The sequence below is a fragment of the Flavobacterium sp. AK-345 genome (assembly GCF_058310175.1).
This window is the reverse complement of the sequence record NZ_JBZEER010000005.1, coordinates 217,301-238,663: the sequence shown is the minus strand read 5'-3', so window position 1 is coordinate 238,663 and position 21,363 is coordinate 217,301. Positions and strand designations below refer to the sequence as shown.

General features: G+C 34.9%; 14 protein-coding genes. 6 read left to right on the top strand and 8 right to left on the bottom strand.

What is annotated here, in order from left to right; genetic code table 11:
- Nucleotides 1-120 precede the first annotated feature (120 nt).
- Nucleotides 121-2,418 carry a beta-glucosidase BglX gene (bglX, locus tag AC4FQ3_RS11675; RefSeq protein WP_491181964.1) on the top strand — a complete coding sequence of 766 codons (2,298 nt, stop codon included), beginning with the start codon at nt 121-123 and terminating at the stop codon, nt 2,416-2,418.
- A 162-nt stretch (nt 2,419-2,580) separates the two neighbouring features.
- On the opposite strand, the gene AC4FQ3_RS11670 is transcribed toward bglX, so the two are convergent.
- The gene (locus AC4FQ3_RS11670; RefSeq protein ID WP_073395398.1) at nt 2,581-2,784 is read right to left on the bottom strand and encodes a DUF433 domain-containing protein; all 204 of its coding nucleotides are present in this window, start codon (nt 2,782-2,784) and stop codon (nt 2,581-2,583) included.
- Between the two features lie 220 nt (nt 2,785-3,004).
- On the opposite strand from AC4FQ3_RS11670, the gene AC4FQ3_RS11665 reads away from it, so the two are divergent.
- A complete protein-coding gene (locus tag AC4FQ3_RS11665; RefSeq protein WP_463460112.1) occupies nt 3,005-3,961 on the top strand; it encodes an aldo/keto reductase in 957 nt (318 codons plus the stop codon).
- A 71-nt stretch (nt 3,962-4,032) separates the two neighbouring features.
- On the opposite strand, the gene AC4FQ3_RS11660 is transcribed toward AC4FQ3_RS11665, so the two are convergent.
- From AC4FQ3_RS11660 to AC4FQ3_RS11630, 7 genes are all read right to left on the bottom strand, one after another.
- Nucleotides 4,033-6,012: a retaining alpha-galactosidase gene (locus tag AC4FQ3_RS11660; RefSeq protein WP_491181963.1), complete on the bottom strand. Its 1,980-nt coding sequence runs from the start codon at nt 6,010-6,012 to the stop codon at nt 4,033-4,035.
- Between the two features lie 105 nt (nt 6,013-6,117).
- Nucleotides 6,118-7,401 carry a glycoside hydrolase 5 family protein gene (locus AC4FQ3_RS11655; protein ID WP_491181962.1) on the bottom strand — a complete coding sequence of 428 codons (1,284 nt, stop codon included), beginning with the start codon at nt 7,399-7,401 and terminating at the stop codon, nt 6,118-6,120.
- A gap of 338 nt (nt 7,402-7,739) precedes the next feature.
- Complete coding sequence (locus AC4FQ3_RS11650; RefSeq protein ID WP_491181961.1) at nt 7,740-8,969, bottom strand: glycoside hydrolase family 26 protein; 1,230 nt, start codon at nt 8,967-8,969, stop codon at nt 7,740-7,742.
- Between the two features lie 2 nt (nt 8,970-8,971).
- Nucleotides 8,972-10,165, bottom strand: a complete 1,194-nt coding sequence (locus AC4FQ3_RS11645; protein ID WP_491181960.1) for an AGE family epimerase/isomerase — start codon at nt 10,163-10,165, stop codon at nt 8,972-8,974.
- Between the two features lie 6 nt (nt 10,166-10,171).
- Nucleotides 10,172-11,362 carry a glycoside hydrolase family 130 protein gene (locus tag AC4FQ3_RS11640; protein WP_491181959.1) on the bottom strand — a complete coding sequence of 397 codons (1,191 nt, stop codon included), beginning with the start codon at nt 11,360-11,362 and terminating at the stop codon, nt 10,172-10,174.
- A 28-nt stretch (nt 11,363-11,390) separates the two neighbouring features.
- Entirely contained in the window at nt 11,391-12,782 is a 1,392-nt protein-coding gene (locus tag AC4FQ3_RS11635; RefSeq protein WP_042565240.1) for an MFS transporter, read from the bottom strand.
- A 115-nt stretch (nt 12,783-12,897) separates the two neighbouring features.
- On the bottom strand, nt 12,898-14,028 hold the full coding sequence (locus tag AC4FQ3_RS11630; RefSeq protein WP_491181958.1) for a glycoside hydrolase family 26 protein: 1,131 nt from the start codon (nt 14,026-14,028) through the stop codon (nt 12,898-12,900).
- A 303-nt stretch (nt 14,029-14,331) separates the two neighbouring features.
- On the opposite strand from AC4FQ3_RS11630, the gene AC4FQ3_RS11625 reads away from it, so the two are divergent.
- From AC4FQ3_RS11625 to AC4FQ3_RS11610, 4 genes are all read left to right on the top strand, one after another.
- The gene (locus AC4FQ3_RS11625; RefSeq protein WP_042565242.1) at nt 14,332-15,210 is read left to right on the top strand and encodes a helix-turn-helix domain-containing protein; all 879 of its coding nucleotides are present in this window, start codon (nt 14,332-14,334) and stop codon (nt 15,208-15,210) included.
- Nucleotides 15,211-15,520: 310 nt separating this feature from the next.
- Nucleotides 15,521-18,688 (top strand): SusC/RagA family TonB-linked outer membrane protein, encoded by a 3,168-nt coding sequence (locus AC4FQ3_RS11620; protein ID WP_491181957.1) that lies wholly within the window; start codon nt 15,521-15,523, stop codon nt 18,686-18,688.
- A gap of 10 nt (nt 18,689-18,698) precedes the next feature.
- Entirely contained in the window at nt 18,699-20,258 is a 1,560-nt protein-coding gene (locus AC4FQ3_RS11615) for a RagB/SusD family nutrient uptake outer membrane protein (RefSeq protein ID WP_491181956.1), read from the top strand.
- Between the two features lie 18 nt (nt 20,259-20,276).
- Entirely contained in the window at nt 20,277-21,335 is a 1,059-nt protein-coding gene (locus tag AC4FQ3_RS11610; protein WP_491181955.1) for an IPT/TIG domain-containing protein, read from the top strand.
- Nucleotides 21,336-21,363: the final 28 nt, after the last annotated feature.

Sequence of the window (21,363 nt, the reverse complement as noted above, 5' to 3'; positions counted from 1 at the left end):
GTATTGGTTTGCGTGAGGGATAGCAGTGTAAAGCCCACAGCCTGACGAAGGAAGTGCGAGGACTTTTAGCGAATAGCCCGACCCGGAGGGACACGCCCAAATTACTAAACTAACTAACCAATGAAAAATAAAAAAATAATAACTATTGGGGTTTTTGCCCTGTTTACAGTTGGAAATATGAATGCACAGAAAAAACCTTATTTAGATAAAAATAAAACCATAGAACAACGTATCGATTTGCTTTTGTCTTTGATGACGCTGGAAGAAAAAGTGGGGCAAATGAATCAATATAATGGATTTTGGGATGTAACAGGTCCGGCTCCAAAAGGCGGAACAGCAGAACTGAAATACGAACATTTGCGAAAAGGCTGGGTTGGCTCAATGCTGACGGTTCGTGGTGTAAAAGATGTTCGCGCTGTTCAGAAAATTGCGGTTGAAGAAACCCGTTTGGGAATTCCGTTGATTATTGGTTTTGATGTTATTCACGGTTATAAAACGTTAAGTCCGATTCCGCTGGCAGAAGCGGCGAGCTGGGATTTAGAAGCGATTAAAAAATCGGCGGCGATTGCGGCTGATGAAGCTTCGGCATCTGGAATAAACTGGACTTTTGGTCCAAACGTCGATGTTGCAAATGATGCGCGTTGGGGGCGTGTGATGGAAGGTGCGGGAGAAGATCCGTATTTAGGTAGTAAAGTGGGTTACGCAAGAGTAAAAGGTTTTCAGGGGGAAACAACCGCTGATTTGGCTAAAGTAAATACGATTGCAGCCTGCGCAAAACACTTTGCAGCGTATGGTTATGTTGAAGCAGGATTGGAATATAATATTGTAGATATCAGTAACTCTAAATTGTACAACTCTGTTTTGCCACCTTTTGAAGCTACTGTAGAGGCTGGAGTTCGAACGTTTATGAATTCGTTTAATACACTAAACGGCGTTCCTGCAACAGGAAATGTTTTTTTGCAAAGAGATATTTTAAAAGGAAAATGGAAGTTTGACGGATTTGTAATTTCAGATTATGCTTCAATTCGCGAAATGATCGCGCACGGTTACGCAAAAGATGAAGCCGATGCAACGGCAAAAGCCGTAATTGCAGGTTCAGACATGGATATGGAATCGTATTTGTATGTGGCGAAATTGACTGGTTTGGTGAAAGAAGGAAAAATAAAAGAAGCGTTGGTTGATGATGCCGTTCGCCGAATTTTGCGTGTGAAATTTGAATTGGGATTATTTGATGATCCATACCGATATTGTGACGAGAAACGCGAAAAAGAAGTTGTAGGAAGTAAAGCAAACAATGAAGGCGTTTTAGACATGGCCAAAAAGTCGATTGTATTGTTGAAAAACGAAAAGAATTTGCTTCCGCTAAAGAAATCAGGACAAAAAATTGCTTTGATTGGGACTTTGGCAAATGATAAAAATAGTCCGCTTGGAAGCTGGAGAATTGCGGCTGATGATAATACGGCGGTTTCGGTTTTAGAAGGAATGCAGCAATATAAAGACAATCAATTAACTTTTGAAAAAGGTGTCGATTTATTATCTCAAAAAGCTACTTTCCTGACAGAAACAGTTTTTAATACAACAGATAAAAGCGGATTTGAAGCAGCAAAAACTGCAGCGAAAAATGCTGATGTTGTGGTTATGGTTTTGGGAGAATACGGTTTTCAAAGCGGTGAGGGAAGAAGCAGAACAGATTTGAATTTGCCGGGATTACAACAAGAATTATTAGAAGAAATTTATAAAGTGAATCCAAATATCGTTTTGGTTTTAAATAACGGTCGTCCGTTGAGTATTCCGTGGGCTGCCAAACATGTTCCTGCAATTGTTGAAGCTTGGCAATTGGGAACTCAAACCGGAAATGCCGTGGCGCAGGTTTTATATGGAGATTATAACCCGAGTGGAAAACTGCCAATGTCGTTTCCGAGAAATGTAGGTCAGGTGCCGATTTATTACAACAAATACAGCACAGGAAGACCAATTGACAGTGATAAAAACGTGTTTTGGTCGCATTATATGGATGTGGAGAAAACGCCTCAATTTCCGTTTGGTTTTGGATTGAGTTATACCAAATTCGATTATAAATATTTAAAAATAAATAAAACGGCTTTTGCCAAAGGAGAAAATGTTCAGGTTAGCGTTGCCGTTACCAACTCTGGAAATTATGATGGAAAAGAAGTAGTACAATTATATATTCACGATGAATTTGCCAGTATCGTTCGCCCAATAAAAGAATTGAAAGGTTTTGAATTGGTAAACCTGAAAAAAGGAGAAACTAAAACGGTAACTTTTACTTTAACCAATAAAGAACTTGGTTTTTATGATAATGAAGGAAATTATTTAGTTGAGCCTGGAACTTTTAAAATTATGGTTGGAGGAAGTTCTGATAAAGGTTTGGAAAGTGGTTTTGAGATAAAAGAATAGGTTTTGCCGCGAAGGCGCTAAGACGCGAAGTTTTTTTTTCGCCACGAATTCACGAATTGATTGTTTAAAAATTCGTGAATTTTTGGCGATTTTTTTTTCGCGCAGATTTAGCAGATTCGACAGATTTTTTATCTCCTAAATCTGCAAAATCTGCGAGAGTTATTATATTTGAGAAGCAAAGACCAGAGCAGCAAGAATATGTTCTTTTTTTAATTGAGGAAAATCTTCAATAATTTCATCAAAAGACATTCCTTTTAACAACCACAAAAGAATATCTGAAACACAAATTCTGGTTCCTGTAATTGTAGGTTTGCCAAATCTGATATCTGGGTTTATCGAAATTAAATTTTGGGATCTATTTTCCATAGTTTTATTATTTAAACAAATTTAAAATATTAAAAACGAATTAGATTTTTAATTATTGTAGTTTATTTTTCTCCATGAATTTTTAAACAATTAATTCGTGAATTCGTGGCGATTTTTAATTTGAATAAAAAGCTTAGCGTCTTAGTGTCTTTGTGGCAAAACTTCGGGAGTTTTTTGTATTTTTAAAATCTATTAAAACTACAACCTATAAATTAAAACAATGAAATATAACAGATGCGGAAAAAGCGGGTTATTATTACCTGAAATTTCTTTAGGACTATGGCATAACTTCGGTTCTGTAGATAATTTTGATAATGCTGAAAGTATTGCTGTCGAAGCTTTTGATAAAGGAATTACCCATTTTGATTTAGCCAATAATTACGGACCCGTTCCAGGTTCTGCTGAAACTAATTTTGGTAAAATCCTTTGGCATAATTTTCAGGGAAATCTGCGTGACGAAATCATAATTTCGACAAAAGCCGGCTACACTATGTGGGATGGACCTTATGGCGATTGGGGTTCCCGAAAATATTTGCTGTCAAGTTTAGATCAAAGTTTAAAAAGAATGAAAGTCGATTATGTCGATATTTTTTATTCGCATCGACCAGATCCCGAAACGCCAATTGAAGAAACCATGCAGGCTTTAGACTATGCCGTAAGAAGCGGAAAAGCATTGTATGTTGGAATCAGTAATTATTCGGCAGAGCAAACGCGTGTTGCGGTTGATGTTTTGAAACAATTGGGAACGCCATGTTTAATTCATCAGGCAAAATACTCCATGTTAGAGCGTTGGGTGGAAAATGGATTGTTAGATGTTCTGGAAGAAAAAGGAGTAGGCTGCATTGCATTTTCGCCTTTGGCACAAGGACTTTTAACAGATAAATATTTAAACGGAATTCCGGAAAACTCAAGAGCGCATAATCCGAACGGACATTTAAAAGAAAATGAGGTTACGGCAGAAAGAATTCAGAAATTAGTTCAGCTGAATGAAATTGCTAAAAATAGAAACCAATCTTTAGCACAAATGGCTTTGGCCTGGCTGATGAAAGACAAACGAATTACCTCAGTTTTAATTGGCGCAAGTTCTGTAAAACAGTTAAATAATAATATTGATTGTCTGCAAATTTTTGATTTTACATCAGATGAATTGAATGCGATTGAAAGCATTTTGAAATAATTTATTACAATATTCAAACCCTACAGGTTTTTAAAACCTGTAGGGTTTTACACGTAACGTTGAATTGAATATTATTTTATAATCATTGCCAAACCGCCACCACTTGCCAATTTATATTTTAATTTCGTGTTAGAATCAACCGTGATAATTTCTCTTTTATAATCGTTTGCAGCTTTATCAGCATTTAATCCATCAGAGAAAATTTCAGCTTCGAATTTTTTGCCTTTTTGAAGGAAAGAAAAATCAATTGTTATTTCTCGTGAATCCCAGTTGGTGATGGAGGCTAAATACCATGTGTTTGCTTTTCTTCTGGCTATTGTTACAAACTTTCCAACTTCGCCATTTAAGGAAACTGTTTCATCAAAAGTAGTCGGAACTTTAGCAATAAAATCAGTGCTTTCCTTTTCCTTCATATAAGCCGTTGGGCTGTCGGCCATCATTTGCAAAGGTGCTTCAAAAATGGTGTAAAGTGCCAGCTGATGACATCTCGTTCCCTGACTTACTGGATTAGAATGACTCGGTTTGAACTCGCTTTTGGTTGCATTTCGCATTGCGCCCGGTGTGTAATCCATTGGACCGGCCATCATTCTGATAAATGGAATTGTTGTATCGTATAATGGCACATCGTCGTTTGGTGTCCATTTATTGTTTTCTAATCCTTTTACACCTTCAAAATTTAGAATATTCGGATAAGTTCTCTGAATTCCGGTTGGTTTGTACATGCCGTGAAAATCCAAAAGCAATTTGTGATTCGCTGCTTTTTGAGAAATATCATAAACGGAATTCACCATTTTGGCATCGTCGCGATCAATAAAATCAACTTTAAAACCTTTGATTCCGAGTTTAGCGTAATTCTCAAAAATACCATCAATATTATTGTTTAACGCCATCCACGAACTCCACAAAATAATACCAACGTTTCGTTCTTTTGCGTAGGCGATTAAGGCTTCTAAATCTACATTAGGATTGTGTTTCATAATGTCGGTTTCTACACTCCAGCCTTCATCCAAAACCACATATTCGACTTTGTTTTTTGAGGCAAAATCAATGTAATATTTATAGGTTTGGGTATTGATTCCGGCTTTGAAATCGATATTATAAATATTCCAGTCGTTCCACCAATCCCAGGCTACTTTTCCGGGTTTAATCCACGAAACGTCTTTTATTTTTGATGGTTCAGATAATTTCTGTACCATATCATTATTGACTAAAGCCGAATCATTTTCAGAAATTACAATCGCTCTCCATGGAAAAACTCGGGTTCCTTTGGTTTTAACCAAATAATCAGCTCTTTCGGTAATTAATTTGTTGAGGTTGTTAAATCCACCGTTTGTTTCTTTTAACGGATATTTAGAAAAGCGTGATTCAAAACCAGATTTAGAACTATTATTCGTTACAAATAAGCCTGGATAATCTTCTAAATTCGCCTCAAGAAAAACCGCTTTTTTATGATTTTTATAATCAATTAAAAAAGGTAGAAAGGCCAAAGTATCTTTTGCAAATTCGCTTATTTTTTTGTTCTCATAATGCGATTCAAACGATGAAATAAATGGATCTTTCGGATTTCTTAAATCACGAACATACGGCATTAAAGTATTGTAATCCTGATCGAAATTTAAAACAACTTCTTCAGATATTACTGTAATTTCTTTTTTCTTTCTGGTAATAAAACGATACGCAGCGCCATCATCAAAAACACGATATTCAATACTAAAATCATTTTTAAAATCTAAAACCAGTTGATTGTATTTATTTTGAACCGATTTCTTTTTGTAAAATGGAGTTTCAAATGAAGCATCAACACTTTCTTTTTTCGAATTTATAACTACAGCATTTTTTCCTAAAACAGTATTTCCGTCTAAAGTCATAGACATTTCAGAAGGTGCCAAAATCAAATCTTTTTCATGCGAAATTGTCCACGAAATTTTATCATTTACAGCAATTTTAATTTCAATTTTTCCGTTAGGAGAATTCAAAACAAAATCCTGTTTCTTTTGCGAAAAAGAAAGGTTTAAGAAAAAGAAACAAAAAAGAACAAATAGATTTTTCATGTTGGGATTTTTTTTCACCATATAAGTTATATAAGTTCATTTAGTTAATAGCGCAAAGTTCAGCTTATAATCTCTTAAACGAACTTATATGGTTTAAAATTTTAACTACTTCAATTGTTTATTGTATTTTTTCACAATTTCCAAAGTCGATTTATCTCCATTAAAAACAGAATTCAATCCTTGCGGTTCTTGCGGAGGATCTGTTGTTAGCGGTTCGCCGGGATTCCATTTTCCAGTTTCGTTGACCGCTTTTCCTTCGCCACCGTATCCCCAGAAATTTGCTGCTTGTAACGGACCGCCATTTTTATGACTTTCCAGAACTCTTCCAAAAATATAACTGTAAAACTGATCGCGATAAACAGAAGAAGCTCCCGCATTCAAATTTTCATTTTCTCTTGGTAAACCAAATTCTTCAATAATAATCGGTCTTTTTAAATTATTAGCCACCTTAATATGATCGTCAATATATTTTCCTGCATTTTCGATTGTTTTTGCTATTGTGGCTTCAGCATTTTCTGCTTTAAACCAATTCCAGTTTTTAGGCCAAATATGCATCGTCAAATAATCGATATTCGGATTCTGATGTGTGCGTTCAAAAATTTCCATACTGTCATTCGAACTGTTTTTTCCTTCAGAACCAGTCGAAACCAAATGATTTTTATCTAAACTATTAATCAAATTCACAATATTATTTAGCCAAACCGTAAATTTCGTTTCGTTTTCAACCGTAAAAAGTCTTGGTTCATTTCCAACCTGCCACGCCATAATGGTGTTGTCTTCGTTATATTTCTTTTTAGAATATTTGTTTGTTCTTCCAATAATAAATTTAACATGATCTTCCAGAGCTTTCATACAAGGTTCACAACTATGAAATTGTTCGGTATACGACATAAATTGAGGCCAGGTATTTGGAGCAATATTCGGAACCGGAATTGTGCCTTTGCCATTCCACTCCAGATATTGCGACATTCCGCCAGACCATTCCCAGTTATTCGTCAAATACAAAACCGCATACATTTTACGTTTGCTCATTTCAGCAATCAAAAAATCCAATCCGTCAAGCAAATCATCATCATATTTTCCCTGCTCGTATTGTAGCGCCGGTCGAACCGTAAAATCGTATTTTCCGCCATCGGCACCAACTAAAACACGCAAATTATCAATCCCGTTTTTCTGCATGAAATCCAGTTCGCGCAGCAATCTTTTTCGGTCTCCCACTTTTTTTGAAGCCAGCAAACTTCCGTACCAATAATTGGTTCCAATGTAGGCATATGGTTTGTCGCCTTTATAAAATTGTGTTCCTTTTACCGTAATTCTTTCCTGCGCATTACAAGCGACTACAGAAAAAATTAAAGCTAATCCGAAGGTTTTTAAAAATGTGTTTTTCATTATTATCTTTTTTAGGAGCTATTTCCTGCTATCCGTTACAATCTTTTGTTCCATTTCATTTCACAAAAGGATTTTCACTTCTATCAGGGCTATGGCTTTAGGTTTCATAAGAAGTTCTTTTTTGTCAGTTTCGTTAATTGATTCCAATTCCACTGTTTTGTCATTCCGAGGAACGAGGAATCTCCGCAAGTAACTCCATCCAGAGAATCGCCAATCTTTGTCGAGCTTCTTACGAAGATTCCTCGTTCCTCGGAATGACAAAAAAAGACAAAAAATAAGAATAAATCTGTGTAAATTAGTTTTAATCCGTCAAATCCGCGTGCTATTTCTGTACTAATTTACTTCGGTAATTCATACATTTTCGGCAGCGAATTCAATAATGCCGATTTTGGCTTTTCTGCAAATGTCTTGAAATCAGCAGCATTCGAAACAGAACCATTCGGGACATAATAGCCGTCAGTGTTGTTATTCCAGAACATTACATAACTGATTTCTACGCTATTTGATGTTAACGCACTATATAAATAATACGAAAACCAATCCGTTATAGGCGAATTAGAACTTGTAACGCGAAAACCAGTTTCGGACAAAGCGGCGATTTTTACTTTCGTTTTCGCTATATCAGAAATAGTTTTTAGTTTCAAATTTGCTTTTGCAGCTCCGGCAGAACCTTGATTATCAAAATCTCCGTAATTATCCATTGCCAGAATATCTACATATTTGTCTCCTGGATATCGGCTTAAATAATTGGCTTCGGTAGTATAGGAGTTGTCAGGCGAAAATGCATATAAAATGTTGTGAACGCCTTTTGTGTTTTTCAAATAATCAACCGTAAATTGATATGCGGTTTTGTATTCATCGGCAGTACAAAAATTAGCGCCCCACCAAAACCAGCTTCCGTCAAATTCATGAAACGGCCTGAAAATTATCGGAATCAATTCTCCATTTGCGCCTTTTAAATTTAAAACAACGCTGGCAACTTTATCGAGTTTTTTCTTGTACCATTCGTGATTTGCTCCGCCAGGCAAAATACTTTTAAAAGCAGTGGTTTTTTGTTCCGATGACATATCGGCAGCATAAAAAGAATCTTCATTGTTAGGTTCTCTCAAATGCCAGCTAAAAGTATTTATCATGCCTTTGGCGTAAGCAATTTTCACATCATTTGTAATTTTTATTTCTTGCTGATAAAACCAGTTATCAGCCTGATTATTGTTGTTTTTATCGGTAATAAACATAAAATCAGAGCCTAAAACGGCTGGATCAAAACCTGTATTTTTCTTAATGTCAGAGTCGCCTGCAACATCTTGGTAAAAACTATTAAAAGCATCTTGCTGACCAATGGCAACTTTTGTTTTTGCAAGATTTTTTAAGTTATAAAATAAAGCTATAGTTTCTTTTGTAGCATTAGCATCAACCATATAATTGGTAACATTTTGCGTTGTCAAAGCATCATCCTGTGTAGGAGGATCTACTATAATTTCATTTTCTGCTTCTTTATCCGAAGAACAATTTATAAAAGGCAAAACAAAAAGACTTAAACATGCTATTTTGAGAAAAGTACTTTTCATTTTTATGCTGTTTTAATGCGGTGAATAAGTTCCATACAAGCCCGGCTATTATGATACGGACATTTCCAGAATCCGGCTTTGTCTTTTTCAATCAGGGAATTATCGCGATAAATACCCCAAAACCATTCGCCATTTTTAGTGTCCAGAATGTGGTTTTTTATAAAATCCCAGTTTTTCAAAACTATATCTAAATAAATTTCATTTCCTGTTAATTGATAAGCGTTGTAAAAACCAATTAAAGCTTCGGCCTGAACCCACCAGTGTTTTTCGGCAATTAGTTCATTCTTTTCGGGATCAAATTCGTACCATAAACCGCCGTCAGTATCTAAACCTTCTTTGGTCACTTCTGCCATTTGAATGGCGTGTTTTTTGTAATTGGCGATTAAAGTTTCATCTTCAGAAATTTCGGCGCATTGCAGCAAAAGCCACGCTGCTTCGATGTCATGACCGTATGAAATCACATCTGGTTTTTCGATCCAGTTTTCATCAAAAAACAAACGTAAATGTCCGGTTTCGGTATTGATGAAATGTTCTTCTATAGTTTGTAATAATTCGATAATATCGTTTTGAAGGGCTTTGTCCTTCCAAACTTTAAACAAATTTGCATATGCCTCAACAATATGCAAATGTGTGTTCATTGTTTTCTTTTCGTTGGCATCTTTTTCACTCAAACGCAAATCATCGATAGATTGCCAATCTCTTGTAAAAGCTTCCAGATAACCTTTGTTTGTTGGGTCGTAACTATTTTTCTTTATTCTTAAATATAAATTTATAGCTATTGCCAAAGCTTTTTCATCTTTAGAAATAACATAATATTCAGACAGTCCGTAAATGGCAAAAGCTAAAGCGTAGATTTGATTTTTTGTATCCTTTGGTGATTTATCAACATTGATGCTCCAAAATAATCCGCCAAATTCAACATCATAAAAATAGGCTGAAAGAAACTCAAAAGCGCGTTTTGCAATCTCTTTGTGTTCTTCATTTTTTGTGATTTGATAACTTGACGAAAACGACCACAAAATTCTGGCGTTTAAAACAGAACCTTTTTCTGCATCTTCAATAACATTTTCATCGTTATCAATCTGACCAATAAAACCACCATTTTTAGTATCGATTGAATTTTTTGACCAATAGTCTAAAATTGAATCCAATTCAGCTGATAATTCGGTTTTAAGTTGCTTTAGTTTTGTTGACACGGTGAATTATATTGCGTTATTTTTTTCAATTTGATTGATGATCGTTTTTACAGATCCTGCAGAAATAAAAGTATCTGCGGGAGCATTGGTAACATAATCAACCAGTTTTGCAACTGATGAAACAGCAACATGCATTCTCGTATCTGATGAAGCATAATAGATGTAAACGGTTCCGTCGTTGTCTTCAATCCATCCGTTTGAGAACAAAACATTTGATACATCGCCAACTCTTTCAATGCCTTCTGGCCCCATAAAATGACCTGCCGGAACATGTGTTACTTTTGTAATGTCGTTTAAATCTGTCATAAACATATAAAGAGTGTAGCGTAATCCTGCAGCGGTATTACGAACTCCATGTGCGAGATGCAGCCAGCCTTTTTCTGTTTTGATAGGAGCTGGGCCAAGACCATTTTTCAATTCGTAAATAGTGTGATATTGTTTTCCGAAGATGATTTTTTCATCCTTTACAATTGGGTTTGTCATATCTTCAACATAACCTAAACCAATTCCGCCGCCGGCACCAACATCAATAAATCCATCTTGTGGACGTGTGTATAAAGCATATTTTCCGTTTACAAATTCGGGATGCAAAACCACGTTGCGTTGTTGTCCGGTATTTGAAATTAAATCGGGCAATCTTTCCCAATTTACTAAATCTTTTGAGCGTACGATTCCGGCATTGGCTACAGCCGAACTGGTATCGCCTTTTGGTGCTTTTGGATCTTTTCTTTCGGTACAAAAAATACCGTAAACCCAGCCATCTTCATGATGGATCAAACGCATGTCGTAAACGTTTGTATCCGGTTCTTCAGTTTGTGGAATTACACATGGTTTTTCCCAGAACTTAAAATTATCGATACCGTTTGGACTTTCCGCTATAGCGAAAAAAGATTTTCTGTCGATTCCTTCTACACGAACGGCTAGTAAATATTTTCCGTTCCATTTGATGGCTCCGGCATTAAAAGCAGCATTCATGCCAATTCGTTCCTGCAAAAAAGGATTTGTTTTTTCGTTGAGGTCAAAACGCCAGTTTAATGGTACGTGAGCTGCAGTCACAACCGGGTTTTTGTAACGTTCATATATTCCGTTTCCAGCCTGATCCTGAGGCTTATTTTTTTGCTCAATCAGTGTTGTATGTTCTTTTTCTAATGCTATTTTTCTGTCTTGAAAAATAGTCGAAGATGTTATTGTAGTCATATAAATCGATTTCTGTATCCGTAATATTTTAATTTGTCAGGTCTCTTTTTTCATTTAAATCCTGTTCGATCGTTTGAAGTTTTTCTTCAGATAAAGGATAGAAAAAAATAAAAGCGACTGATATAAATGCTGCCAGAGCAGGAAGTATGCTTAACATTAATTGAATTCCGTTTTGGGTGGCAACGGTTTGTTCTACATTGGCCTGAAAACCAAAATAACCTAAAAGCCATCCTGCTCCCGCACCGCCAATTGTCCAGCCAAATTTTTGTGACATTGAGGAGGCAGAAAAAACCAAACCTGTGGCTCTGCGGCCTTGTTTCCACTCTGAATAATCGGCGCTATCGGCATACATTGACCAGATTAACGGGAAAATACAACCTGCGCAAATGCTTATCAAAATCTGGAAACTCATGATTAAGAAAACATCTTCTTTTCCGAAGAGATAGAAAACTAAACTTAAAAGTGCAGCCAATGCCATTGCGCCCAAAAAAGTTTTCTTTTTGCCAATTTTATTTGCAATTGGCGTTGCAATTATAACTCCGATGATATTTGCTGCTTGTCCTAGAACCAAATAAATAGAAGTTGGCGTCATATGAAAATCGGTTCCGAAAAGTGAAAAATCGAAGTTTACACTGCTGCTTACATAATATTTAAAGTAATAAACGGCTGCTCCATCACGAATGGAATTGAAAACCAGAGCACCAATTCCGGCTCCGAGTAAAATCCACCAGGGTTTATTTTGTAGCAGATCTTTTAAGTCTTCTTTTAAATTCGCCTGTTCGTCACCAATTGGTTTTACTCTTTCTTTGGTAAAGAAAAAACATCCCCAGAAAAAAGCTGTTGTTATAACCCCAAAAACGGAAATTGTTGCCAGCCAGCCTGTTTTGGAATTTAGGCTTCCGCCGAAATATTGTACTAAAGGTTCGATTAACCAAAGTGCCAAAAGACTTCCGCCAAAGGCAAAAACCATTCTGTAAGATGATAAAGTGGTTCTTTCTTTTCGGTCAGAGGACATTACGCCCAAAAGGGATGCATATGGCACATTGATTAACGAATAGATCATCATCATTGCGGAATATGTTACGTAAGCGTAGATTATTTTTCCTTTTTCGTCAAAATCAGGTGTGTAAAAAGTTAATACGCCAATTACGGCAAAAGGCACGGCAACCCATAATAAATAGGGCCTGAATTTTCCCCATTTGCTTTTTGTTCTGTCGGCAATGATTCCCACAATCGGATCAAAACAGGAATCCCAGATTCTGGTAATCAAGAACATGGTTCCTACAACGGCAGGTGCTAATCCGAAAACATCTGTATAGAAAAATAAAAGATACATACTGAAAATTTTCCAGAACATGGATGATGCGGCATCTCCAAGACCGTAACCTATTTTTTCTTTTAAACTAATTTTATCGTGCATTTAGGTCTTTTTTTATGGTTGTGGTTAGATTTGGTTAGTTGTTTTAATGTTTCTGTGTGTTGAATTTTTAGCACGCGGATGACGCGGATTTAAGCGGATTTTTAATTTTTAATTCTCAATTTTTATTGATATCCTTCTCAAATAAAGTTTTGTCCAAATTATAAAAATCAACAAAATCTTTCTCACTTATTTGTCCGGTATAGGGTGCGTAATAATGCATTTTTTGTTCTTTTTCCTGCCAGCCGTGATTTCGCCATAATAAAACATACGATATTTTATAATCTCCAATGGCTTTCAGTAAAGTACCTGTCCACCATTTTGGATCAGGAATTGCTTCATAACCAGCCTCTGCAACAGCAATTAATTTGTGCTTTTCAATGCCAATTTCGTTAATGATTTTCAACTGATTTTGAACTTCGGTGATGAATTTTTGTCCCTCTTTGTCGTCATTATTCTGATAAGAATCAAAGCTTATCATATCTGCGTAATTGTCTCCGGGATAATGAGCTAAAAAATCTTCTTTTGTGTTGAAACTGCTTGTGTTGTAGACATAAATCAGGTTGTGAACTCCTTTTTTCTGTAAATATTCAAAGGTAAATTTCCATGCAGCTTTAAATTCTTCCGGCGTGCAGTTTCCTTTTCCCCACCAAAACCAACCGCCGGTAAGTTCGTGATAGGGTCTGAAAAGAACTGGAATATTTTTCCCTTTTTTATCTTTTAAGGATAACAAATAAGCTGCTGCTTTATCTAGCCAAACGGTAAATTTTTGATGATTTTCTCCGCCTGGTAAAATTGTTTTCAATGAATTTGGTGTGTTATCCCAGGCACTTTTTCCAGTTGCAGGATTGTCAAAATGCCAGCTTATAGTTGTAATTCCGCCTCTTTCGTGACTTTCTTCTATATATTGCTTCATTTTGGTAAATGGAATTCCGTCGATATTATTAGGGCTGTCTTTTTCCAGCCCTGCCAAATCCCAGCCATAAACTCCGGGGTAATCTCCAACAACATCTTTTATATCGCTTCTGCCATCTTCATATTTCCACTTTACACCATAAGCAAGATCGTCCTGATGCCCGAAAAGAAATCCTTTCTGACTTAGTTTATTGAGTTTTTTGTATAGAGAAACGGTTTCAGGTGTTGCTTTATGATCTGAAAGTGACAAATTAGTATTAGCCTTATTATTTTGAGAAGAACAAGAACCGCCTATAAATACTGCAATTATTAAGGTTATTATGTTTTTTTTCATTTTAGAGTTTAGTTGTTTTCCTGTAATATGATATAAAAAGGTAAATTAATAATGACTTTTTTATAATTCAATTTTCGATCTTTAATTTGATATTGTTTTTTATATAAAATTATTAAAACTTTAAAAAGATATATTATTAAAAATGATTAATGTTTATTATTGATGTTGTTTTTGAAATAATGATAATTCTATTTTTCAAAGATAAACGGATGTTTATAGTCTATTTAATATTATTTTATCAATTATATATCATATTATTGCAAATAAAAAATTGAGTATCATTTTTATAAAACAGTTTTCAGGATGAGTAATGCTAAGAATTTTTACAGAGAAATTGCTCCGCTTTCTGCGGGAGACAGCTTTTTGGTGTTTGACAGAGTAAAAGATAATTTTGATTTTCCGGTGCATTATCATCCGGAATTTGAGATCAATTTTATTTTAAACGGAAAAGGAGTGAAGCGTGTTGTTGGAGATAATATTGAAGAAATTGACAATGTTGAACTGGTTTTGATTGGTCCCAATTTATATCACGGTTGGGAGCTTAGTAAGTGCACGAGTAAAAAAATACATGAAATTACGATTCAGTTCCATAATGATTTATTTCATGAATCTTTATTGTCGAGACGAATTATGAATCCGATCCGTGATATGTTTAATCGATCGATTCATGGTATTTTATTCTCTAAAAAAGTTACTGAAGAATTAACGCCAAGACTAGTAAAACTCTCAAAACTAGATGGTATGGACTACTTTTTGGAAATTACTTCTTTATTATATGATCTGGCAAATTCAAGAAATCAGCGTCTGCTTTCTACTTATACAGTAGATTATGATACGTTTGATGATTATGATAAAATGAAATTGGTTTATGAATATGTGCAGAAACATTTTGCCGAAAAGATCACTTTAGAGGATGTTGCTAATGTTGCGAGCATGTCTATTATTTCATTTAACCGCTTTATTAAAAAGCGCACCGGAAAAACTTTTGTCAATTACATAAATGATATTAGGATAGGATATGCAGCTCGCTGGCTTGTAGAAAAAGACATGAGTGTTTCTGAAGTTGCCTTTAAATCAGGCTTTAATAATATTGCCAACTTCAATCGTAGTTTTAAAGCTACTAAAAACTGTACACCAAGTCAGTATAGGGAAGATTTTTCTGGATTAAAGCGAATTTTATAGTGATACTTTTTTTGCACAAACAAATATTATTTTTAACGAAAACGTTTGCATTTCGCTCATTCGTTAATTTTTATTTATAATTTCAAGTTGTTTAAGGGTAGGTCATTGCGAATAATGTAAAAAAGATACATTTTATTTTTCATATATGTTTTTTTAAAGCGCTATAGTAAAAATATTATCATCAAATGATATAATACTATTAATTTAATCGTTTCTTGTGTTATAGATTTGTTAAATAATTTAGAAAGTAAACCACAACCCTTTATTACTGAATTATGAATAACAAATTTAAACTAACCAAACATTTATTATGAAAAGACTAATGACTAACTTCATTCATTGGAACGCTAACCACAGATTAGTTCCTTTGATTTTATTCTTGTTACTGACATGTAATTTTGTTACGGCTCAGGTAAAAGTAACAGGAATAGTTTCTGATGCTCAGGGACTTTCTATACCCGGAGCCAATATAATGGTCGTAGGAAGTAAAATTTCTGCCTCTACAGATTTTGATGGAAATTATTCTATTGATGTGCCTGTAAATTCAAATATTTCGGTTTCATTTATTGGATACGTTTCCCAAACTATAAACGTTAAAAGCGGAGGTAAAATAAATGTTGTTCTAAAGCTTAGTGCTGAAGATTTGCGTGAAGTACTTGTAAACGTAGGATATAGAAGCCAGAAACGAAAAGATGTTGCGGGTTCAATTTCTACTGTAACAGCCAAAGATTTTAAAGATTCCCAACAAGTTACGGTAGAACAATTATTGCAAGGACGAGCTGCAGGTGTTGTAGTTACAAATAACTCTGGCAGGCCGGGAGGAAATGTTTCTGTAAAAATTCGTGGTGCTGCCTCTTTAGGCGGATCAAATGAACCTTTGTATATTGTAGATGGGCTTCCTATTTCAGGAGATGCAACAAATCAGTCAACTGGAGGAACAATTGTAAGTGGTTATATAGGTACAAATACAGGTTCTGTAACCAATAGCCCACTGGCTTTTTTGAATCCTAGTGATATTGAAACCATGGATATTTTAAAAGATGCCGGAGCAACTGCAATTTATGGTTCAAGAGCTTCAAACGGAGTTGTAATTATTACGACTAAAAGAGGTAAAAAAGGTACAGGAAAAATAACTTATGACACAGCACTTTCTACTCAAAAGGTTACGAGATTGCTAGATACAATGAATTTAAGCCAATACGCCACACAGCAAAATGCATTGGCAAGTTATTATGGTGTTGCGCCAAGAGATGAGTTTGCAGTACCTTCTGTTTTGGGTAGTGGGACAAACTGGCAGGACGAAATATACAGAACTGCTTTAATGAACAGTCACCAATTGTCTTTTTCAGGAGCAAAAGATAACAACAATTATTATATTTCTGGGGGATATTTAAATCAGGAAGGTGTTGTTATTGGGTCTGATTTTAAAAGATATACTTTTAAAACTAATCTGGAATCAAAGGTAAAAGATTGGTTAACAATGGGCGTTTCTATAACAGCTGGTATAACAAATCAAAATATAACTATCGAAGGCTATAGCGATGGTATTATTGGTACTACAATATTATCGACTCCTGATGTGGCGGTTAAAAATTTAGACGGAACTTATGCTGGTCCGCCAAAAGACGGATCGCAGGGAGCCTGGATTAATCCGGTTGCAAGTACTTTGATGAATACCAATAAATTGGTTCAAAAGAATTTTCAGGGTAATTTTTATTCTACCATTAGATTGGCTAAAGGATTGGATTATCGTTTTGATTTTGGTGGTTCTACCAATATTCAAAATTTTGATGGATTTCAGCCTACTTATACATGGGGAGCAGCTGTAAATAAAGTTAATCATCTTCAGGAAAGAGCGAATACCTGGTATGGTTTAACGCTTAAAAATATGTTGACATACAATACTTCTTTAGGAAAACATAATTTTACTTTAATGGGGATTCAGGAAGCAAACGATTCTCATTGGTTTGGCGGAAGCCAGTCTATAAGCGGATTGTTAAGTAATGATGTACACTCTATAAACCTTGGAGATCAAAAGACTTTGGTAGCGAGCGAATATAAAGGTGCAAATGCTTTGTACTCTTTTGCAGGTTCTCTTAACTATAATTATGACAATAAATATTATTTGCAGGCTACAATAAGAGCTGACGGCAGTTCTAATTTTGCAGAAGATAAAAGATGGGGTTACTTTCCTTCGATTTCAGGATTTTGGAAATTGTCTAATGAGAAATTCATGGAAGGAACAAAAGACTTTGTAGATAATATTAAATTGAAAGCAAGTTATGGAGAAACAGGAAACCAAAATATTAGCGGCGGATTATACGCTTCTAACATCCAAACCATTAAATCGGCTTTAGGAAATTTCTTTACGGCAGGTAATATTGCGAATCCTGATTTGACATGGCAAACGGCAGAAGATACCAATCTGGGATTAGAGTTTAGTTTGTTTAAATCTAAATTAAATGCAAGTGTAGATGTATATAGAAAACAATCATCAGGATTTTTGTTTGTATTGCCTTTGCCAACTTATGTTACAGGTTTAGAACAATATCAAGGTGGTTTGGCGGCTCCTACAGTAAACTTAGGAAGTTTAAGAAATGAAGGTATCGAAGCTACTTTAAAATATTCTAACAATTTTAGTAAAGATTTTTCTTGGGATGCTACGGTTACATTCGCAAAAAACAACAATAAATTATTGAGTCTGGTTGATAACTTTGACTTAATTAAAGATGTTCAGGTTAATGGTTATACCACAAAAACGGTAACAAAAAGTGAAGTTGGTCAGCCAATAGGTCAGTTTTACGGCTATCAAACGGTTGGAATTATCAGAACAAATGAGCAATTGGCAAATGCACCAATTCCATTTACAGGAAACAAAGCAGTAAAAAGTGTTTTGGGAGATGTTGAGTATGTAGATCAAAACAAAGACGGATTGATTGATGAAAAAGATTTGACTTATATTGGAAATCCGGCACCTAAATTTACTTATAATTTTTCAAATTCATTTAGATACAAAAATCTTGATCTTACCATTTTCCTTACAGGATCTCAAGGTAATAAAGTAATGAACCTTACCAGAAGAGCTGCTACAAAAAATCAGCGTTTATATGAAAACCAATTGGCTGAAGCTGCTGATTTTTGGACCCCGGATAATCCGAATGCTAAATATCCGAGACCTGATGGCGGAGACGGACATCCAAATATTGCAATTTCTGACCGTTATGTTGAAGATGGTTCTTATTTGAAAATTTCGCAATTAACTTTTGCTTACAGCTTACCATCGGATGTTATTTCTAAAACTAAATTAAGTAAACTTAGATTTTATGCAAGTGTTCAAAATTTATACACTTTCACAAAATACACAGGTTATGATCCGGAGATTGGAGATTATAACCAAAATGCTTTATTGAGCGGGATTGATTCCGGACGTTACCCAACGAACCGAACAATTACTTTAGGAATGAATGTAGAATTTTAATAAAACGATTATGAAAATATATAAAATAAATTTTAAAAGCGTAGCGCTTTGCGTTTTGCTTACTTTATCTGCTTCATGTAGTGAAGATTATTTAGATCGACCTACTCAGGATGGTTATGTAAGTGATAACTTTTATACATCAGATGAACAAGTTCAGCGTACTACTTATGGAATGTATGGAAGAATGTGGGCGCCATTTTTTACAAAATGTTTTTTTGCACTTTCAGAAATGTCTTCGGGAAATTGCTGGTCTAATGTTGATGGAAATGAAGTTATTCAGTTTAAATTAACTTCTGATAGTTATATATTATCAGATCCTTGGAGATCATGTTTTGGAGTTGTTGCGCAATCAAATGATTTGATTAATAATTTAAATAATAATGCTAAAGCTGGTGTAAGCCCTGATGTAATAAAAAATACAATTGCAGAAGCGCATTTTTTCAGAGCAATTTCTTATTTCTATTTAGTTCGTTTATTTGGTCCTGTGCCAATTATTGAGGATAATTTAGCGCTTGCAAAAAATCCGTTGGTAAACAATAACAGAATTGAAGATGTATATAAATTTATTGAAAATGATTTAAAATATGCAGCAGCAAATCTTAAAGCAAAAGTTAGAGCCAGAGGCGCAAGTTCAGAAAATGTTTTTGTTTCTCAGGGAACTGCTGAAGCATTTTTGGCAAAGATTTATCTTTATCAAAAAGATTATCCAAATGCAAAAATAATGGCAGAAAAAGTAATTAATTCTGGCGAGTTTGCACTTGTACCAAATTATTCAGATTTATTTTTAACAAGCAAAAACAATAACGAAGAGTCTATTTATTCATGGCAATGGTCTGGTGCTGTAAATGAGTATCAGGCTGGGAATCCATCGAATGTTCAATATGGTTTGGAAATTTTAAACAATGCATCTTATGGAGCTGTTTACGTTCCTTCAAATGATATTCAGGAAGCATTTGAAACCGGAGATGTAAGAAGGAAAGAATCGTATATGATTTACGGTGACACATATCCTGGAATGCAAGGAGACGGCGTTGTTGGTTTCACCCTTGATAAAACAAAATATCCAAGCGCTTTGGATGCAACAGGTGCGGCAGTAAAAAAATATGTTGTAGGTGAGGCTACCGGAGAAACGGGACCTGCAGACAACTGGGCGTCTATGAGTAATTGTAATTATATCATGCGTTACGCTGATCTTTTATTAATTCATGCCGAAGCAATTATGGCAGGTGCAGATGAAACTAATAATGCTGCTGCAAAAGCATCTTACAATCTTGTTAGAAAAAGAGCAGGTTTGAGCGAATTAGATGCAAATACACCTTTGACACATACAGGTTTATTTCATGAAAGAAGAGTTGAATTTGCTTTTGAGGGAGAGTACTGGTATGATTTAGGCAGATTACCAAGAGCAGAGGCAATTGATATTATTTCGAAACAAGACAGAGGTTCAGATTATGAAGGAGTAAAACATTATACGCCGGTAGAAACAGATTTTATTTTTCCTAAACCAGCAAATGATGTTAGAAAAAATCCAAAATTAAAAGAAGCTCCGGTTCCTTATGTTTTTAAATAAACTTTAAAGAAAACAATTATGAAAAATCTAAAAAATATAATGTTGTTGAAGTTTTATTTTCTGGCTTCAATTTTAATCTTACTAAGTGCTTGCTCCAATGATGATGGAGGTTCATCGGGTACTTTAGCCGTTACCGGAATTAGCAAATCAGTTATTGATGATCCTTTAATAGAAGGTGACAGGCAAGTTGATGTACCTACTGATGTCATTAATGCAGGAAATACGTATATTATTAGAGGTTCCGGTTTTGCAACTTTAAAATCGATTTCTTTTAATGGTTTAGAGTCTGCTTTTAATCCAACTTTTGTTACCGATAATGCTATTGTAGTTAGTGTAGACCAAAAAACACCGTATTACAACGAAATGGACGAATTAAAAATCGTAACCAACATTGGTACATTAGTATATAATGTAAAAATAAGACCTCCATTTCCTAATATTAATGGATTTCCAATTAACCCAAATCCAGGTGATATTATTACCATAACAGGAGAATATTTTCTTAGACCTGTAGTTAATTTTGGCACTACTACTGTAGAACCAATATCTTCTACTTTGACAGAAATTAAAGTTCAGGTTCCAAATGATATCCAATACAAAAACTTATCAATAACGAATGTTTCAGGAACTACTGTTGCATCGCAATCTTTTGGAAGCGCTATTTACGATGATGCTTATACTTCGATAAAAGCATATGATGGTTTATGGAATGCTGCCGATGGTTATAATGTAGCTTATGATAAAGATGCTAAGCAAGGAACTAAAAGTATTCAATGGAAAGCTGGCGGATGGAATGGTTTGTATGTTGGTATCGACAAAACTAAGGTGGATATGACTAAATATAAGGGTATTAGAATTAATTTAAAAGGAGAAAAAACAGGAACAGCGAATATGATCGTAAACGGAAATTATGGCGCAACATTCAGTTTAGCATTCAAAACAGATTGGACTTATATTGAAATTCCTTTTAGTGCAGTGGGAAATCCAACAGAAATAACAGAAATTACGTTTCAGGAGTCTGGAAATTTTGGAGGAAATACAATTCTTATTGATGATTTTGGTTTTGTCTTAAAATAATAATTTAAAAACTTTCTAATGATTTTCA

Coding starts and splice junctions, on each gene's coding strand:
- AC4FQ3_RS11635 (WP_042565240.1), bottom strand. CDS start 12,782: ATGCACGATAAAATTAGTTTAAAAGAAAAAATAGGTTACGGTCTTGGA.
- AC4FQ3_RS11610 (WP_491181955.1), top strand. CDS start 20,277: ATGAAAAATCTAAAAAATATAATGTTGTTGAAGTTTTATTTTCTGGCT.
- AC4FQ3_RS11615 (WP_491181956.1), top strand. CDS start 18,699: ATGAAAATATATAAAATAAATTTTAAAAGCGTAGCGCTTTGCGTTTTG.
- AC4FQ3_RS11660 (WP_491181963.1), bottom strand. CDS start 6,012: ATGAAAAATCTATTTGTTCTTTTTTGTTTCTTTTTCTTAAACCTTTCT.
- AC4FQ3_RS11670 (WP_073395398.1), bottom strand. CDS start 2,784: ATGGAAAATAGATCCCAAAATTTAATTTCGATAAACCCAGATATCAGA.
- AC4FQ3_RS11620 (WP_491181957.1), top strand. CDS start 15,521: ATGAAAAGACTAATGACTAACTTCATTCATTGGAACGCTAACCACAGA.
- AC4FQ3_RS11665 (WP_463460112.1), top strand. CDS start 3,005: ATGAAATATAACAGATGCGGAAAAAGCGGGTTATTATTACCTGAAATT.
- AC4FQ3_RS11650 (WP_491181961.1), bottom strand. CDS start 8,969: ATGAAAAGTACTTTTCTCAAAATAGCATGTTTAAGTCTTTTTGTTTTG.
- AC4FQ3_RS11640 (WP_491181959.1), bottom strand. CDS start 11,362: ATGACTACAATAACATCTTCGACTATTTTTCAAGACAGAAAAATAGCA.
- AC4FQ3_RS11625 (WP_042565242.1), top strand. CDS start 14,332: ATGAGTAATGCTAAGAATTTTTACAGAGAAATTGCTCCGCTTTCTGCG.
- AC4FQ3_RS11630 (WP_491181958.1), bottom strand. CDS start 14,028: ATGAAAAAAAACATAATAACCTTAATAATTGCAGTATTTATAGGCGGT.
- bglX (WP_491181964.1), top strand. CDS start 121: ATGAAAAATAAAAAAATAATAACTATTGGGGTTTTTGCCCTGTTTACA.
- AC4FQ3_RS11655 (WP_491181962.1), bottom strand. CDS start 7,401: ATGAAAAACACATTTTTAAAAACCTTCGGATTAGCTTTAATTTTTTCT.